The organism is Streptomyces xinghaiensis S187 (genome assembly GCF_000220705.2).
GTDB lineage: Bacteria > Actinomycetota > Actinomycetes > Streptomycetales > Streptomycetaceae > Streptomyces > Streptomyces xinghaiensis.
Window position 1 is genome coordinate 6393749 of the sequence record NZ_CP023202.1, and the last position, 14924, is coordinate 6408672.

Below are 14924 nucleotides of genomic sequence, written 5' to 3' on the forward strand. Positions count from 1 at the left end.
GAGCCGGGGCCGGGAGACGGCCGTCAGCCGTTGCGGGGAGCCGGAAAGCCGTTCGGACGCGGGGTATCGGGCAGGCCGTGCGGGCGGGAGGGCTCCGGCAGCGCGGAGCCGGGCGGCGGGCCCGTGACGGAACGGGCCGCGGGTACGACCGGCCGGTCGGACGGGGACTGCCGCTCCTGGACGGGCGGGGCGGGCTCCGGGCGCGGCCCGCCCGCCGCCGTGGCGGTCGCCGTCGTGCCCGCCGGGGAGGAGGGAGCCGTGGCGGCCGCCTCGGCCTCGGCCGCGCCGCGCGCCGCGGCCCGCCGGGAACCGCCGTAACGCCGGTGCACGGCCTGCTTGGTGACCCCGAGGGCGGAACCCACCGCGTCCCAGGAGAACCCCAGGGAACGGTCGAAGTCGACGGCGGCCGTGACCAGGGTCTCGACGCTGTCCCGCAGCTCCTGTGCCAGCCGGACCGTCGGCGCCGGCGCCCGCCCGTACACGATGAAGCCCGCCGCGGACGGGCCGCTGCGGCGGGGGCGGTAGACGGTGCCGAGCTGAGCCGTGAGCGTGCGCAGGGCGTCCGCCTGCCGGCGCACCCGCTCGATGTCCCGCACCAGCAGGTGCAGGCTGGCCCGGGCCTGGGTGTCGTGCGTGGAGTGGTCGGCCATCAACAAGCCTCTCGAAACCGGCGTTGCAGGGGATGGGCCCCGGCAGGGGCCCCGTGGCTGGTCAATCTCCCGTGACCAACGCCCGACGGGCCCCGCTGGTCACGGTGTCGGGGGCACGGGCCGGTGCGGGGGGCGCGTACCCGCGCGTACGCCCCCGGGTCCGGGGCCCGGGCCCGTCCGCCCCGTCGCGCCGGAGCGGGCCGCGGCGCCCGGTGCCGTGCGCCGCCCGGCGGAGAGGCGTCCGCGCGCCGGACCGTACGCGGGCGTGCCCGGGGAACGCGGCGGGGCGCGGTGCCGGGCGCCGGGGACCCGGGGGAGCGGGGCCGGACAGGCCCTAGACTGGTGCGCCCCGTCCCCGGCCCCGCCCCGCGGGCCCGTCCCGGTGCCGTACCCGGTGTCCGGGGTGCTCCGGACCGGGAACCGACCGACCCGAGAGGCAGTGCACCCCCCGATGAAGCTGGTCTTCGCCGGCACCCCCGAGGTCGCCCTCCCCGCCCTGGACACCCTGATCGCCTCGGACCGGCACGAGGTCGCGGCCGTCGTCACCCGGCCCGACGCCCCCGCCGGCCGCGGCCGGAAGCTGGTCGCCTGCCCGGTGGCGCAGCGGGCGGAGGAGGCGGGCATCGAGGTGCTGAAGCCGGCCCGTCCCCGGGACGAGGACTTCCTCGCCCGGCTGCGGGACATCGCGCCGGACTGCTGCCCCGTCGTCGCGTACGGCGCGCTGCTGCCCAAGTCCGCCCTCGCCATCCCGGCGCACGGCTGGGTGAACCTGCACTTCTCGCTGCTGCCGGCCTGGCGGGGCGCGGCCCCGGTGCAGCACGCGGTGCTCGCCGGCGACGAGATGACCGGCGCCTCCACCTTCCTGATCGAGGAAGGGCTGGACTCCGGCCCCGTGTACGGGGTGATCACCGAGGAGATCAAGCCCACCGACACCAGCGGGGACCTGCTGACCCGGCTCGCCCTCGCGGGCGCCGGGCTGCTGGCCGCGACGATGGACGGCATCGAGGACGGCTCGCTCCAGCCGGTGCCGCAGCCGGCCGAGGGCGTCAGCCTCGCGCCCAAACTGACGGTCGAGGACGCGGAGATCGACTGGCCGGCGCCCGCCCTCCGGGTGGACCGTGTCGTACGGGGCTGCTCGCCCGCGCCCGGGGCGTGGACGCTCTTCCGCGGCGAGCGGCTGAAGGTGATGTCGGTGGCCCTGCTCCCGGAGCGGACGGACCTGGCGCCGGGCGCCCTCTCCGCGGCGAAGAACGCCGTGTACGCGGGCACGGGCTCGCACGCCGTCGAACTGCTGTGGGTGCAGCCGCAGGGCAAGAAGCCGATGCGGGGCGCCGACTGGGCCCGCGGCGTCCGCATCGGCCCGGACGACCGGCTCGGCGCCTGACGGGCTGCCGCGCCCGGCGGAAGCCGACGGACGGGCCCCGGGCCTGAACAGGCGTGAGCGGGCGGGGAGTTCCGGGCCGCCGGGGGTGAGGCTCCGCGGGCCGGTGCCCGGAAGCGGACCGGGCGCCCGCCGCGCCCCCACGGCCCTGCCCGCCTCACCAGTGCTTCCAGAGGCAGCATCCGGCGTCGCGGCGTCATCCGGCCTGGACGGCACCGGATGCGTACCGGCTCACGTCATCAAGTTTGACTAATCCCTTCTCCGGGCAGTACGGTCTGGGCAGGTAGTCAAGCTTGATTAGTTGTTTGTCATGGAGGAGCAGGATGGCGGAGCAGCAGTTGGAGCAGCAGTTCACGGTCCCCGAGGCCGGAGCCGTGTTCATCCCCACCGACGAGGACCGCCGGACGCTGGACGCGTGGTTCGCGCGGTACGAGGCCCTCAGCGCCCGGGCCGACGTCGAGGCGATGGCCGACATGGCCGTCTTCCCGCTCAACGTCATCACCGATGACGCGGCCGGCAACGGATCGGCGGAGCAGTGGGACCGCGAGCGGTTCACCGCCACGATGAGCCAGGTCCTGGGCGGGGCGGGCGGCGAGGAGCCCCGCTTCGAGTCGGTGCGCACCCCCCGGTTCCTGACCGCCTCGCTCGTCGTCGTCCTCACCGAGGGCGTGGTGACGGCGGGCGGGCGCACCCAGACCCTGCGCTACGCGGACGTCCTGCTGAAGCGGAACGGGGAATGGGCGTTCCAGACCATGATCCAGGGCGGCTGGGGTGATACCGGGAAGGACGGCGGGGCGTCGTAGGCTGGACGGGCCGTCCCCCTCACCCGGGACCGTCCTCATCACCCGCGGAGCACCTTTCCCTTGAGCACCGACCAGTCCCGTCGCCGCCGCCCCGGCAAGCCCTACCGCCGTCCCCGCAGGGACCCCGTCCGCGTCCTGGCCTACGAGGCGCTGCGGGCGGTCGACGAACGGGACGCCTACGCCAACCTCGTCCTCCCGCCCCTGCTCCGGAAGGCGCGGGAGGACGAGGGCTTCGACGGCCGCGACGCCGCGCTCGCCACCGAACTGGTGTACGGGACGCTGCGCCACCAGGGCACCTACGACGCGGTCATCGCGGCCTGTGTGGACCGGCCGCTGCGCGAGGTGGACCCGCCCGTCCTGGACGTGCTCTCCCTCGGCGCCCACCAATTGCTCGGCACCCGGATCCCGAGCCACGCGGCGGTGAGCGCCACCGTCGAGCTGGCCCGGGTGGTGCTCGGCGACGGGCGGGCCAAATTCGTCAACGCCGTGCTGCGCAAGATCGCGGCCGACGATCTGGACGGCTGGCTGGAGCGGGTCGCGCCCGACTACGACGAGGACCCCGAGGAGCACCTCGCCGTGGTCCACTCCCATCCGCGGTGGATCGTCTCCGCGCTCTGGGACTCGCTCGGCGGCGGCCGCGCCGGCATCGAGGACCTGCTGGAGGCCGACAACGAACGGCCCGAGGTGACCCTCGTCGCACGGCCCGGCCGCTCGACCACCGGTGAACTGCTGGACTCGGCGGGCGAGGAGTCGGCGCTGCCCGGCCGCTGGTCCCCGTACGCGGTACGGCTCTCCGAGGGCGGGGAGCCCGGGGCGCTGGAGCCGGTCCGCGAGGGCCGGGCCGGCGTCCAGGACGAGGGCAGCCAGCTCGTCGCCCTCGCCCTGGCGGGCGCCCCGCTGGAGGGGGAGGACAGCCGCTGGCTCGACGGCTGCGCCGGCCCCGGCGGCAAGGCCGCGCTGCTCGCCGCCCTCGCGGCGCAGCGGGGTGCCTCGCTTCTCGCCTCGGAGAAGCAGCCGCACCGGGCCCGGCTCGTGGCCCGGACGCTGGCCGGCAACCCCGGCCCGTACCAGGTGATCGCCGCGGACGGCACCCGGCCGCCGTGGCGCCCCGGCAGCTTCGACCGGGTGCTCGTCGACGTGCCCTGCACCGGGCTCGGCGCGCTGCGCCGCCGCCCCGAGGCCCGCTGGCGGCGGCGCCCCTCCGACCTGGAAGGTTTCGCTCCGCTCCAGCGCGGGCTGTTGCGGGAGGCGCTGAACGCGGTGCGGGTGGGCGGCGTCGTCGGCTACGCCACCTGCTCACCGCACCTCGCCGAGACCCGGGCCGTCGTCGACGACGTGCTGCGGGGCCGCGGCGGACCGGCGCCCGGGGCCGAACTCCTCGACGCGCGGCCGCTGATGCCCGGCGTCCCCGCGCTGGGCGACGGCCCCGACGTCCAGCTCTGGCCCCATCTGCACGGCACCGACGCGATGTACCTGGCCCTGCTGCGCCGTACATCCTGACGGCCCGGGCCCGGCGGGGCGCCGCCGCGAACCGGCGGTGCCCCGGTGGCCCCGGCCGGTACGGGCGGCGCCCGGTCGCCCGTACCGGCCGGAGCCGGGTGTCCGTGCGGGGGTCAGCCCTGCGGGCCGGCCGTGTCCGTGCGGCTCGGGGCCGCGGTGCCCAGGTCCGCGGTCTCCATCTCGGCGGTGCTCATGGCGTCGTCGCGGGCGGTGCCGCGGAGGGCCTGGGCCTGGGTGCCGCCGCCCTCCGAGTCCTCCACGGAGGGGCAGAACGGCACCGTGCCCGTGTTCTGGACGTACCGGGCGGTGACCCATCCGGACCCGTCCCGCAGCAGGTACCAGAGGTCGTTGCCGTCGACGTTCTGGCCGCGGACCTTGCAGTTGAGCCCGACCTGGGCGTGGTAGGCGAGCGAGCCCAGGTTCGCCGAGTTGCTGGTCGGCTGGGCCCGCTTCACGACGCCGGTGGGGCTGATGACGGTGCCGTACGGCTGCGCCGGCGTCCCGACATCCTCGCCCTCGCCGGCCCCCACCCCGCTGGTGTCGCTGTGGCCCGAGCTGACGACGCCGTCCCGGCCGATGACGTTCTCGTCTCCCACCGCGAAGTGGTTGTTGTCCCCGTTCACCACGAAGGCCGGGCCGCCGTGGTGGTCCTTCCCGTACCCGTCGTGGGCCTGGGCGGCCGACACGCCTCCGCCCGCCAGGGCCAGCGCCGCGAGGACCGTCAGGCCGAGCCGCATCCCGTTCTGCTTCACAGATGTTCCTTTCCATCCGGTGGAGATCACACAGACCGGCACCGTATGGGCAGATAATCTGCTTAATGTCGGATTGGTTCGACGGTGGGCGTGTGGAACGCGGACGGCGGTGACGGTCCCCCGCCCGTGCCGCGGACACCGGGCGGACACCGTCACGAAATCGTTCTCGGGCGGTTGGGGAGGGAGGGTCACGGAATGCCGGAAACGGGCGTCGGCGGACCTCTCCCGCGCATGGCAGGCTGTCCCCATGGCCGTGCAGATCAGTCCCAGTATTCTCTCCGCCGACTTCTCCCGCCTCGCGGAGGAGGCGAAGGCCGTCCAGGGCGCCGACTGGCTCCACGTCGACGTCATGGACAACCACTTCGTCCCGAATCTCACCCTCGGCGTGCCGGTCGTCGAGTCGCTGAGCAGGGCGACGGACACCCCGCTGGACTGCCACCTCATGATCGAACAGCCGGACCGCTGGGCCCCCGCCTATGTCGAGGCCGGCGCCGGCTCGGTCACCTTCCACGCCGAGGCCGCCGCCGCGCCGGTCCGGCTGGCCCGCGAGATCCGGGCCAAGGGGGCCAGGGCCTCGATGGCGCTCAAGCCCGCCACCCCCGTCGAGCCGTACGAGGATCTGCTGCCCGAGCTCGACATGCTCCTCGTGATGACCGTGGAGCCGGGCTTCGGCGGACAGGCCTTCCTCGACATCATGCTGCCGAAGATCCGCCGCACCCGGGAGCTGATCTCCCGGTACGGCCTGGAGATGTGGCTCCAGGTCGACGGCGGTGTCTCGGCGGACACCATCGAGCGCTGCGCCGAGGCCGGCGCCGACGTCTTCGTCGCCGGGTCCGCCGTCTACGGCGCGGACGACCCGGCCGCCGCGGTGCGCGCCCTGCGCCGCCAGGCCGAGGAGACCACGGCCAAGGCGGGGTGGGCCCGCGGGCACTGACACCCGGCCCCGGAGGACACGGAGCGATGAACTCCGGTGAACTCTCCGGTGGAGTGGAGCGCGAGGACCGGCCGGCGACCGCCGCTTCTGACAGGATGGCGGCGGGTTCACGAATGGGACAGTGAACAGTGAAGGAGAAAGCGGTGTCGACGGGCCGATCAGCCATGCGGATGGGACCCGCGGAGCTGGTGCAGGCGGCGGCCATGGCCCGCCGCTTCTACCTCGAGGGAAAGTCCAAGATCCAGATCGCCGAGGAGTTCGGCGTCAGCCGCTTCAAGGTCGCCCGCGTGCTGGAGACGGCGCTCGAACGCGACCTCGTCCGGATCGAGATCCGGGTACCGGCCGAGCTGGACGCCGAGCGCTCCGACGCGCTGCGTTCCCGCTACGGCCTGCGCAACGCCGTCGTCGTCGAATCACCCTCCGACGCCGAGGACGACGGGGTGGACCCGGAGAACCTCGGCGAGGTCGCGGCCGACCTGCTCGGCGAACTCGTCAACGAGGGCGATGTGCTCGGCCTCGCCTGGGGCCGCTCCACCATCCACATGGCCGCCGCCCTCAACCGGCTGCCGCCCTGCACCGTCGTCCAGCTCACCGGGGTCTACGACGCCGGCACCGCCGAACGCGGCTCCGTGGAGGCCGTCCGCCGCGCGGCGACCGTCTCCGGCGGCGAGGCGCACCCCATCTACGCGCCGATGCTCCTGCCGGACGCCACCACCGCCGCCGCCCTCCGCGCCCAGCCCGGCATCGCGCGTGCCTTCGAGTACTTCGACAAGGTGACCGTCGCGGCCGTCTCCATCGGCTCCTGGGAGCCCGGCATCTCCACCGTCCACGACATGCTGTCGGACGAGGAGCGCGCCCACTACGCCTCGCTGGGCGCCGCCGCCGAGATGTCCGCGCACCTCTTCGCCGCCGACGGCCGCCGGATCGGTCGCGACCTGGGCGAGCGCTGCATCACCGTCGAGGCCGACCGGCTGCGTCGCATCCCCGAGGTGGTCGCCATCGCCGGCGGGCGGCGGAAGGCGGGCGCGATCGACGCCGTGCTCCGCTCCGGTCTGGTCACCAGCCTGGTGACGGACACGGCCGCCGCGGACCACCTCCTCCAGGAGACGGGCCCCAAGCCGCGGCCCGCACTCGACCGCGCCGACCCCGACGGCGCGGAGCCCCCGAACACGTGACGGCCCGCGCGCCGGGCGGCCCGGGCCGCGTGCCCGGGCCCATGGCCGGATGATCCGGTAAAATTCCGGAGTAAGGCAGGTCTCACTGCCTGGCACGGAAACCCCCGCCACACCCGCCCCCGCGGAGGAGCGGAACGGAAGCTGGGGGTCCTTTGCCGTGTCCACGTGGGAGCCACCTGCGCCGTTCCACCCGAGAAGTGAGACCCATGCGTTTCCTCGAGCCCGGCACGGGGCGCCCCGTAGAGACAGCTCCGGTCCCCTACGACCTGACGTACGACGACGTCTTCATGGTGCCGAACCGTTCCGCCGTCGGTTCCCGGCACGGCGTGGACCTCTCCACCCCCGACGGCACCGGTACCACCATCCCCATCGTCGTCGCCAACATGACGGCGATCGCGGGCCGCCGGATGGCGGAGACCGTGGCCCGGCGCGGTGGTCTCGTCGTCATCCCGCAGGACATCCCGCTGGACGTCGTCACCGAGGTCGTCTCCTGGGTGAAGCAGCGCCACCGGGTCTTCGACACCCCGATCACCCTCGGGCCCACGGGGACCGTCGCCGACGCGCTGTCCCTGCTCCCCAAGCGGGCGCACGGCGCGGGCATCGTCGTCGAGGACGGCCGGCCCGTCGGCGTCGTCACCGAGTCCGACCTGAACGGGGTGGACCGCTTCACCCAGCTCTCCGAGGTCATGTCCCGGGAACTGGTGCTCCTGGAGGACGGCGTCGACCCGCGCGACGCCTTCAACCGGCTCGACGCGGCCCACCGCAAACTCGCCCCGGTGGTCGGCGCGGACGGGCGCCTCGCCGGCATCCTCACCCGCAAGAGCGCGCTCCGGGCCACGCTCTACACCCCGAACACCGACGCGGACGGCCGGCTCCGCATCGCCGTCGCCGTCGGCATCAACGGCGGATCCGTGCGCCGCGCCGAGGGGCTGCTGGCCGCCGGGGTGGACACCCTGGTCGTGGACACCGCGCACGGCCACCAGGACAGCATGATCAGCACCCTGAGGGCGATCCGCGCCCTGGACCCCCCGGTGCCGGTCGTCGCGGGCAACGTGGTCTCCGCCGAGGGCGTGCGCGACCTGGTCGACGCGGGCGCCGACATCGTCAAGGTCGGGGTCGGGCCGGGCGCCATGTGCACCACGCGCATGATGACCGGTGTGGGTCGCCCCCAGTTCTCCGCCGTCCTCGAATGCGCGGCCGAGGCCCGCAGGCTGGGCAAGCACGTCTGGGCCGACGGCGGGGTGCGGCATCCGCGCGACGTCGCCATGGCGCTGGCCGCGGGAGCGTCCAACGTCATGATCGGCTCCTGGTTCGCCGGTACGCACGAGTCGCCGGGCGATCTGCAGCAGGACCCCGACGGCCGCTTCTACAAGGAGAGTTACGGCATGGCGTCCGCGCGGGCCGTGCAGAAGCGCACCAGCGAGGAGTCGGCGTACGACCGGGCCCGCAAGGGCCTCTTCGAGGAGGGGATCTCCACCTCCCGGATGTATCTCGACCCGGCCCGCCCGGGTGTCGAGGACCTGATCGACGCGATCGTCGCGGGCGTGCGCAGCTCCTGCACCTACGCGGGCGCGGGCTCCGTGGAGGAGTTCCACGAGCGCTCCGTCGTCGGCGTCCAGAGCGCCGCCGGCTACGCGGAGGGCCAGCCGCTCCACGCCAGCTGGCTCTGACCGCGGCCGCGCCGGAGCTACGGCGGCGGGCCCCGCCGTCGGCCGGGGCGGGCTGTGCTGTACTGCGGCTGCGGCGTCCGCCGCCCCGCGCCCGCCCCGCCGGGGTGCCGCGCAGCCCCTCCGTCCAGAGAAGTGATCCATCCGCAGTGCGACTCAATGAGCTCGACGAACGCATCGTCCACGCCCTCGCCGGGGACGCCCGCCGCTCCTACGCCGACATCGGCGCCGAGGTCGGCCTCTCCGCCCCGGCCGTCAAGCGGCGGGTGGACCGGCTGCGGGCCGAGGGGGCGATCACCGGGTTCACCGTCCGGGTGGACCCGGCGGCGCTCGGCTGGGCGACCGAGGGGTTCATCGAGATCTACTGCCGGCGCCACACCACCCCCGAGGCGATCCGGCGTGGTCTCTCGCGCTATCCGGAGGTGGTGTCCGCCTCCACCGTGACCGGTGACGCGGACGCCATCGCGCAGATCTTCGCCTCCGACATGCGGCACTTCGAACGGGTGCTGGAACAGATCGCGGGCGAGCCCTACGTGGAGCGCACCAAGTCCGTGCTGGTGCTCTCCCCGCTGCTGCGGCGCTACGGCAACGGGGCGCCCCGGTAGCGGGGACGGGGGAGGGGCACGGGGGCGGTCCCGGTCCGGCCGCCCGGCGTCCGGAGGAGCGCCACGGGCGGAGCCGGAGGCGCCCGGGGTGAGCACCCGGCGGGCGCCGGCACGACGCGGACCCCATCGCGCAACGAATCGCCGGACCGGGCCCAGCAGGCGCAATGAATCGCCTGTTGGCGGCAACGGAAGCGGCTTGTCCGGCCGGATCGGGCGACCGTACCGTCTTTCCGTCCCCTCATCGCCCGTTTCGTACCTCCCGAGGACCTCCATGCCGCCGCTGCGCACCGCCCTGCTCCAGAGCTCCGGCCGCCCCGGCGACGTGCCGCACAACCTGCGGCTCCTGGCGGACGCGGCCCGCCGCGCCGCCGCCTCCGGTGCCCGGCTGCTGCTGACCTCCGAGCTGTTCCTGACCGGATACGCCGTCGGCGACCGGCTGCCCGGGCTGGCCGAGCCCGCCGACGGGCCGTCCGCCGACCGGGTCGCCCGGATCGCCGCCGACCACGGGCTCGCCATCGGCCTCGGCTACCCGGAGCGCGACGGTGACGCCGTCTACAACGCCGTCCGGCTGACCGGCCCCGACGGTACCCCGCTCGCCCACTACCGCAAGACCCATCTCTACGGGGAGTTCGAGACCGCCCACTTCACACCGGGCGGTGAGCCGGTCGTCCAGGCCGAGCTGGACGGCACCCGGCTCGGGCTGCTGATCTGCTACGACGTCGAGTTCCCGGAGACCGTGCGCGCGCACGCCCTGGCCGGAACGGAACTGCTGCTCGTCCCCACCGCGCTGATGCGCCCGTACGAGATCGTCGCGCGCACGCTGGTCCCGGCGCGTGCCTTCGAGAGCCAGCTGCACATCGCCTACGTCAACCGCTGCGGCCCCGAAGGGGAGTTCGACTTCACCGGGCTCAGCTGCCTCGCCGCCCCCGACGGCACCGTTCCCGCCCGGGCCGGCTCCGGTGAGGACCTGCTCGTCGCCGACGCCGACCGGGAGCTGCTCGGCCGGTCCCGCGCCGCGCACCCCTATCTGCGCGACCGGCGCCCCGGGCTCTACGGATCGCTCACCGAGGGGTGACGGCCCCCCGTTCCCGACGGCTCCGCTCCGTCCACCAGCCCCGCCCCGTACCGGCGCACCCGTACGGGCCCCGCACCGGCGCCGCGCGCGCCCGGCACCACCCGCACCCGCATCCGCACCCGCCGTACCGCATCCCCAGGAGATCCCAGCCGATGACGTCCGTGCCCACCGCCGTCCACGACGAGCAGCACGCCGAGGCCCAGTCCCAGCCGCCCATCACCATGTTCGGCCCGGACTTCCCCTATCCGTACGACGACTTCCTGGCGCACCCGGCCGGCCTGGGCTCCGTGCCCGCCACCGAGCACGGCACCGAGGTCGCCGTCATCGGCGGTGGCCTCTCCGGCATCGTCACCGCGTACGAGCTGATGAAGATGGGCCTCAGGCCGGTCGTCTACGAGGCGGACCGGATCGGCGGCCGGCTGCGCACCGTCGGCTTCGAGGGCTGTGATCCGGGCCTGACCGCCGAGATGGGCGCCATGCGCTTCCCGCCGTCCTCCACCGCCTTCCAGCACTACGTGGACCTGGTCGGGCTGGAGACCCGGCCCTTCCCCAACCCGCTCTCGCCCGCCACGCCCTCCACGGTCGTGGACCTCAAGGGCGAGTCCCACTACGCCCGCACGCTGGACGACCTCCCCGAGGTCTACACCCAGGTCATGAACGCCTGGAACGCCTGTCTGGAGGAGGGCGCCGACTTCTCCGCCATGCAGCGCGCCCTGCGCGAGCGGGACGTCCCGGTGATCCGCGAGATCTGGTCCCGGCTGGTGGAGAAGCTCGACAACCAGACCTTCTACGGCTTCCTCTGCGCCTCCGACGCCTTCCGGTCCTTCCGGCACCGGGAGATCTTCGGCCAGGTCGGTTTCGGCACGGGCGGCTGGGACACCGACTTCCCCAACTCCATCCTGGAGATCCTGCGCGTCGTCTACACCGGCGCGGACGACGACCACCGCGGCATCGTCGGCGGCAGCCAGCAACTCCCGCTGCGGCTCTGGGAGCACCGGCCCGAGAAGCTCGTCCACTGGCCACACGGCACCTCGCTCGCCGAGCTGCACCCCGACGGGGAGCCCGGCCCGGCCGTGACCCGGCTGCACCGCACGGCGGGCAACCGCGTCACCGTCACCGACGCCCGCGGCGACATCCGCACCTACCGGGCGGCGGTTTTCACCGCGCAGAGCTGGATGCTGCTGTCCAAGATCGAGTGCGATGACGCGCTCTTCCCGATCGACCACTGGACGGCGATCGAACGCACCCACTACATGGAGTCCTCCAAGCTGTTCGTCCCCGTCGACCGGCCGTTCTGGCTGGACGAGGAGGTCGACGACCGGGGCGAGCCGACGGGGCGGGACGTGATGAGCATGACGCTCACCGACCGGATGACCCGGGGCACCTATCTGCTCGACGACGGCCCCGGCCGGCCCGCCGTGATCTGCCTCTCCTACACCTGGTGCGACGACAGCCTGAAGTGGCTGCCGCTGGACGCGAACGAGCGGATGGAGGTCATGCTCAAGTCGCTCGGCGAGATCTACCCGAAGGTGGACATCCGGCGGCACATCATCGGCAACCCGGTCACCGTCTCCTGGGAGAACGAGCCGTACTTCATGGGCGCGTTCAAGGCCAATCTGCCGGGCCACTACCGCTACCAGCGGCGGCTGTTCACCCACTTCGTGCAGGACCGGCTGCCCGAGGACCGGCGGGGGCTGTTCCTCGCGGGCGACGACATCTCCTGGACGGCCGGCTGGGCCGAGGGCGCCGTGCAGACCGCCCTGAACGCCGTCTGGGGGGTCATGCGCCACCTGGGTGGCAGGACGGACCCGGCCAACCCCGGCCCGGGCGACGTCTACGACGAGATCGCGCCGGTCGAACTGCCGGAGGACTGAGCGGAGGTGCGCGGGGCGGGGCGGCCCGGGCGCGGGGGGACGGCGCCGCCCCCGGGTGGTCGCGCGGACCGGCGCCCGGCGCGCGGTGGCCCGGTGCCGTCCCGCCCCGTCACCCCAGCGGTGTGAGGAGGAAACGGCCGACCATGCCGGTTCCCGTGTCGAGCCGCTCCCGGAACTCCTCCCGGAGCCCCTTTGCCCCGCGCAGTTCCCACAGCACGCGGGCGGCGGCCCAGGCCCCGTCCCGGGCCCGGGTCAGACACCAGGAACCGGTGAGATGGGTCAGCGGGTCGGCCACGTCCAGCAGGTCCGGGCCGGGCATCAGCTCCTCCCGGATCCGCTCCTCCAGCTCGACGAGGATCTCGTCCACCCGTTCGTAGTCGCTCCGCAGGGCCTGCGGTTCGCAGCCCCGTGCCGTGCAGGTGTCCACGACGGCCAGCGCCAGGTCGTGCCCGACATGGGCGTTGACCCCGGCGAGGGCGAACTGCACGGGCAGCACGCCGGGATGACGGCGCTGCTGGAACAGCGGTCGCCAGCAGGCCGGCGGGCGCCGCCCGGTCCCGTCGGCGTCCACCGCCGCCAGATAGCGCCGGGCGAAGCGCGCCGCGAACCCGGCGGTCAGGGCCGGATCGCGGAAGTGGCCCGCCGCGATGCGCCGTTCCAGCTCCCCGGTGACGGACAGATAGACCCGGTTGAAGACGGCCACCCCGTCCTGCCGGGGGAGGGCGGCCTCCAGGACCCGCATCCGCTCCATCGCGTCCCGCACATCGGCCGCAGCCAGTGGTTCGGTTGTGGTCATGCACGCACGGTGACATTCCCCGGCGCGTCTGTCCCGTGATGTCACTGTTCGTGACCGGAACGGCCTAATGGCGGCGGCCCCCACCGGTCAACTCCCGATTGACGGACGCGACTTGGGTTCTCCCGTGACCACCGTGGGGAACGGGCCCGCCCCGCCCGGCGGCACCGGGGGATTCCCGCCGTCCGGCGGGCGCCCCGGGTCACTTCGCGGGGGTGCCGGTGCCCTCCGGCTCCTCCCGGGCCGCGTCGTCGTAGGAGGTGGTGCCCTCGTCCAGCAGCGGCTCCTCCGCCTTCATGTGCGCCGGGGCGAGCGCACGCAGCACGTGGTAGCCGCTGAGCACCACGAGGGTGCCGAGCGCGATGCCGTTCAGCTCGAAGTCGTCGGTGATCCGCAGGCCGACCCCGCCGACCCCGATGACGACGCCCGCCGCCACCGGCACCAGATTCAGCGGATTGCGCAGGTCCACCTTGTTGTGCACCCAGATCTGCGCGCCGAGCAGGCCGATCATGCCGTAGAGGATGACGGTGATGCCCCCGAGCACACCCCCGGGGATCGCGGCCACGACCGCGCCGAACTTGGGGCAGAGGCCGAAGAGCAGGGCGAAGAGGGCCGCGGCCCAGTAGGCGGCCGTGGAGTAGACGCGGGAGGCGGCCATCACGCCGATGTTCTCGGCGTACGTGGTGGTGGCCGGGCCGCCGACGGCGGCGGACAGCACGGTGCCCGCGCCGTCCGCCGCGATCGCGGTGCCCAGCTGGTCGTCGAGCGGGTCGCCGGTCATCTCCCCGACGGCCTTCACATGGCCGGCGTTCTCGGCTATCAGCGCGATCACCACGGGCAGGGCGACCAGGATCGCCGGCAGTTCGAACGCCGGGGCGTGGAAGGACGGCAGCCCGAACCACGCCGCGTCGGCGACGCCGGACAGGTCCAGCCGCCAGTGGTCCACGGCCTCGGTGCCGCCCTGCACCGAATGGATCTTGCCGAAGCCGAGGTCGAAGAGCCAGGAGACGCCGTACCCGAAGGCGAGCCCGAGGAAGATCGCGATCCGCGACCAGAAGCCGCGCAGCACGACCACGGCCAGCCCGGTGAAGAGCATGGTCAGCAGCGCCGTCCACTGGTCCTGCGGCCAGTACACGGAGGCGGTCACCGGAGCCAGGTTGAAGCCGATCAGCATCACGACGGCGCCGGTGACGACGGGCGGCATCGTCGCGTGGATGACCCGTGCCCCGAACTTCTGGACGACCAGGCCGCTCAGGAAGAGCACGACACCGACGACCAGGATCGCCCCGGTGATCGTCGCGATGCCGCCGCCCTGCGCCTTGATCGCCGCCGCCACACCGACGAAGGAGAGGCTGCAGCCGAGGTAGCTGGGCACCCGGCCGCGCGTCGCCAGCAGGAAGATCATGGTGGCGAAGCCGGACATCATGATGGCCAGATTCGGATCCAGGCCCATGAGCACGGGCGCCACGAAGCTGGCCCCGAACATGGCCACCACATGCTGCGCGCCCAGCCCCGCCGTCCGCGGCCACGACAGCCGTTCGTCCGGCCCGACGACCGCACCGGGCGCGGGAACCCGCCCGTCACCGTGCAGTTTCCAGCCCACGCCGAGGCCCATGACCACTCCGTTTCCTCTGTCCTGCCGCCGGTGCCGACGGCGATGAAATCCCGCCAATGTTAAGGGGGGTGCTCCAGGGGTGTTGCGGCCGTGCGCGGAG

At 73.9% G+C, this 14924-nt stretch carries 13 protein-coding genes; 9 read left to right on the forward strand and 4 right to left on the reverse strand.

Going from position 1 to position 14924, the window contains the following annotated elements; all coding sequences use genetic code 11:
• Window positions 1-23: 23 nt before the first annotated feature.
• Entirely contained in the window at window positions 24-650 is a 627-nt protein-coding gene (locus SXIN_RS27320) for a hypothetical protein (RefSeq protein ID WP_095757681.1), read from the reverse strand.
• Window positions 651-1101: 451 nt separating this feature from the next.
• Between SXIN_RS27320 and fmt the strand changes: the two genes are divergently transcribed.
• The 3 genes from fmt (at window position 1102) to SXIN_RS27335 (ending at window position 4334) form a co-directional block, all read left to right on the forward strand.
• On the forward strand, window positions 1102-2034 hold the full coding sequence (gene fmt, locus SXIN_RS27325) for a methionyl-tRNA formyltransferase (protein WP_019706193.1): 933 nt from the start codon (window positions 1102-1104) through the stop codon (window positions 2032-2034).
• Between the two features lie 320 nt (window positions 2035-2354).
• Window positions 2355-2834 carry a hypothetical protein gene (locus SXIN_RS27330; protein WP_019708711.1) on the forward strand — a complete coding sequence of 160 codons (480 nt, stop codon included), beginning with the start codon at window positions 2355-2357 and terminating at the stop codon, window positions 2832-2834.
• A 60-nt stretch (window positions 2835-2894) separates the two neighbouring features.
• Window positions 2895-4334 carry an RsmB/NOP family class I SAM-dependent RNA methyltransferase gene (locus SXIN_RS27335; protein WP_095757682.1) on the forward strand — a complete coding sequence of 480 codons (1440 nt, stop codon included), beginning with the start codon at window positions 2895-2897 and terminating at the stop codon, window positions 4332-4334.
• Between the two features lie 113 nt (window positions 4335-4447).
• Here the strand turns inward: SXIN_RS27335 and SXIN_RS31640 are convergent, their stop codons facing one another.
• Window positions 4448-5086, reverse strand: coding sequence for a hypothetical protein (locus SXIN_RS31640; protein WP_019708709.1), 639 nt, complete (start codon window positions 5084-5086; stop codon window positions 4448-4450).
• Between the two features lie 247 nt (window positions 5087-5333).
• Here SXIN_RS31640 and rpe point away from each other — a divergent pair, with 247 nt between their 5' ends.
• The 6 genes from rpe (at window position 5334) to SXIN_RS27370 (ending at window position 12416) form a co-directional block, all read left to right on the forward strand.
• Window positions 5334-6020, forward strand: a complete 687-nt coding sequence (gene rpe, locus SXIN_RS27345; protein ID WP_019708708.1) for a ribulose-phosphate 3-epimerase — start codon at window positions 5334-5336, stop codon at window positions 6018-6020.
• A gap of 170 nt (window positions 6021-6190) precedes the next feature.
• Window positions 6191-7195: a sugar-binding transcriptional regulator gene (locus tag SXIN_RS27350; RefSeq protein ID WP_192883700.1), complete on the forward strand. Its 1005-nt coding sequence runs from the start codon at window positions 6191-6193 to the stop codon at window positions 7193-7195.
• 206 nt (window positions 7196-7401) lie between these two features.
• On the forward strand, window positions 7402-8865 hold the full coding sequence (locus SXIN_RS27355; protein ID WP_019708706.1) for a GuaB1 family IMP dehydrogenase-related protein: 1464 nt from the start codon (window positions 7402-7404) through the stop codon (window positions 8863-8865).
• 146 nt (window positions 8866-9011) lie between these two features.
• Window positions 9012-9467 carry an Lrp/AsnC family transcriptional regulator gene (locus SXIN_RS27360; protein ID WP_019708705.1) on the forward strand — a complete coding sequence of 152 codons (456 nt, stop codon included), beginning with the start codon at window positions 9012-9014 and terminating at the stop codon, window positions 9465-9467.
• 271 nt (window positions 9468-9738) lie between these two features.
• Window positions 9739-10542 (forward strand): carbon-nitrogen hydrolase family protein, encoded by an 804-nt coding sequence (locus tag SXIN_RS27365; protein ID WP_019708704.1) that lies wholly within the window; start codon window positions 9739-9741, stop codon window positions 10540-10542.
• A 152-nt stretch (window positions 10543-10694) separates the two neighbouring features.
• Window positions 10695-12416 carry a flavin monoamine oxidase family protein gene (locus SXIN_RS27370; RefSeq protein WP_019708703.1) on the forward strand — a complete coding sequence of 574 codons (1722 nt, stop codon included), beginning with the start codon at window positions 10695-10697 and terminating at the stop codon, window positions 12414-12416.
• 109 nt (window positions 12417-12525) lie between these two features.
• On the opposite strand, the gene SXIN_RS27375 is transcribed toward SXIN_RS27370, so the two are convergent.
• A complete protein-coding gene (locus SXIN_RS27375) occupies window positions 12526-13212 on the reverse strand; it encodes a DUF5995 family protein (RefSeq protein ID WP_019708702.1) in 687 nt (228 codons plus the stop codon).
• 199 nt (window positions 13213-13411) lie between these two features.
• Window positions 13412-14824, reverse strand: a complete 1413-nt coding sequence (locus SXIN_RS27380) for a uracil-xanthine permease family protein (RefSeq protein WP_039821173.1) — start codon at window positions 14822-14824, stop codon at window positions 13412-13414.
• Between the last annotated feature and the right edge of the window lie 100 nt (window positions 14825-14924).